The 1,621-nt window shown below is 69.2% G+C and carries 2 protein-coding genes; one reads left to right on the top strand and one right to left on the bottom strand.

Going from position 1 to position 1,621, the window contains the following annotated elements:
* Positions 1-247: 247 nt before the first annotated feature.
* Positions 248-1,057: an IS5 family transposase gene (locus tag GTY47_RS00010; RefSeq protein WP_086012503.1), complete on the top strand. Its 810-nt coding sequence runs from the start codon at positions 248-250 to the stop codon at positions 1,055-1,057.
* Here the strand turns inward: GTY47_RS00010 and GTY47_RS00005 are convergent.
* Positions 996-1,499 (bottom strand): hypothetical protein, encoded by a 504-nt coding sequence (locus GTY47_RS00005; protein WP_050810232.1) that lies wholly within the window; start codon positions 1,497-1,499, stop codon positions 996-998. The two genes, GTY47_RS00010 and GTY47_RS00005, sit on opposite strands and share 62 nt — an antisense overlap.
* Positions 1,500-1,621: the final 122 nt, after the last annotated feature.

The following is a 1,621-nucleotide window of genomic DNA, read 5'->3' as shown; positions in this document are numbered from 1 at the left end:
GTGTGCTCGGTCTGGTTCGAACGGGGTCCTGGATCGGGTGACTTGTTTGCTGGTGGGGCATAGAGGAAGGGCCTCTTGGTAGCTCGCGGTTGTCGAGTCCAGCGAGGAGCAAGAGGCCCTGTTGTCGAAGTGTCGCGTGGTCGTGGTCGCCGGGTCCAGTCCGTCCACTCCTGGGTGTGACTGTCTCGCCCATCGGTTCGGGAACGCGGCCGACCGGCCAGAGCGCCAGCCCCGGTACGGCTCGGACATGAGCGATGCGGAGTGGGCCCTGGTGAGGGATCTGCTGCCGGTGCCGGGATGGCTAGCGGGCCGGGGCGGCAGGCCGGAGGGCTACTGTCACCGGCAGATGATCGACGCGGTGCGCTACCTCGTCGACAACGGCATCAAGTGGCGGGCGATGCCCGCCGACTTCCCGCCCTGGCCGCGGGTCTACGCCTTCTTCGCCCGCTGGCGGGACACGGAGCTGGTGGGCGAGCTGCACGACCGGCTGCGTGAGGTCGTCCGCCTGGCTGAGGGCCGCAAGGAGGAGCCGAGTGCGGCGGTCGTGGACTCGCAGTCGGTGAAGGCAGACGCCACCGTCCCCCACGCCTCGCGGGGATACGACGCCGGGAAGAAGATCAACGGGCGCAAGCGCCACCTGCTCACCGACACCCTCGGACTGCTTCTGGCCGTGGCTGTCACGCCGGCCTCCACGACCGACCGGGACGCTGCCCGCACCCTGCTGCCCGCAGCAAAGCATCGCCTCCGCCGACTGGCCCGGGTCTGGGCCGACGGCGGTTACACCGGCCACCTCACCGACTGGACCACCCAGCACCTCGGAGTCGTCCTCGACATCGTCCGCCGCAGCGACGACGTTCAGGGTTTTCAGGTCCTGCCCCGCCGCTGGGTCGTCGAGAGATCCTTCGCCTGGCTCCTGCGAAGCCGGCGCCTGGTCCGTGACTACGAACGACGCACCGACACCAGCGAGAGCGTCATCCTGTGGTCGATGACCATGCTCATGAGCCGCCGACTGGCCGCCCAGCGCCAGCAGCGTCCTGCCCCGGCGCGGGCAGCATGAACCTGCCCGGCTTCTCCTCGACCAGCCGGCCCCGTTCCACCAGCCGTTTCAGCCGGGCCATGGCCCCTTCGACGCGCGAGGCGGACGCGCTGTCCCAGCCCAGCACCACCGCTGCCCGCCGGGCACCGAGCCCATCGGATCCGGCATCCGAAGCGGCGGCCATCAATGCCTGGTAGTCCACCGACAACACCTCGACTCCGGGTGCCTCCTGCCGGTGGGGAACCGCCCGGCGCGGTCCCACCGGCTTCTTCTGCGACACGACGGCCACGATGGGCGCATCCTCCTCGGCCAGCGCCTCCAAATACTGTTCCAGGCCGATCACCCGGCGCCTGAGCACCTCTTCCGCGTCCGCCAGAGCCGCCCGCAATTGCTCCAGCTCGCCTTCGAGTTCCTCCACCCGCCTCGCCGAGGCCTTCTGCCGCGCTTCCAAGACCGCCCGCATCGACGGCATCCGCCACCTCCATGAAGTCTCGGTCAGCAACGGAACGACACTTCCGCGCCAGCCGCCACTTCATGTCTGACCAGCAGAAACCGCACATGGGGTTCGGAAAGAGAACGACCTCT

The organism is Streptomyces sp. SID5464 (assembly GCF_009862985.1).
Classification (GTDB): Bacteria; Actinomycetota; Actinomycetes; order Streptomycetales; family Streptomycetaceae; genus Streptomyces; species Streptomyces chartreusis_D.
This window is presented reverse-complemented; position numbering and strand designations above follow the sequence as displayed.

Bases quoted from the DNA above. Each gene is read 5' to 3' on its own strand.
- GTY47_RS00010 (WP_086012503.1), top strand. From the start codon at position 248: ATGAGCGATGCGGAGTGGGCCCTGGTGAGGGATCTGCTGCCGGTGCCG.
- GTY47_RS00005 (WP_050810232.1), bottom strand. From the start codon at position 1,499: ATGCGGGCGGTCTTGGAAGCGCGGCAGAAGGCCTCGGCGAGGCGGGTG.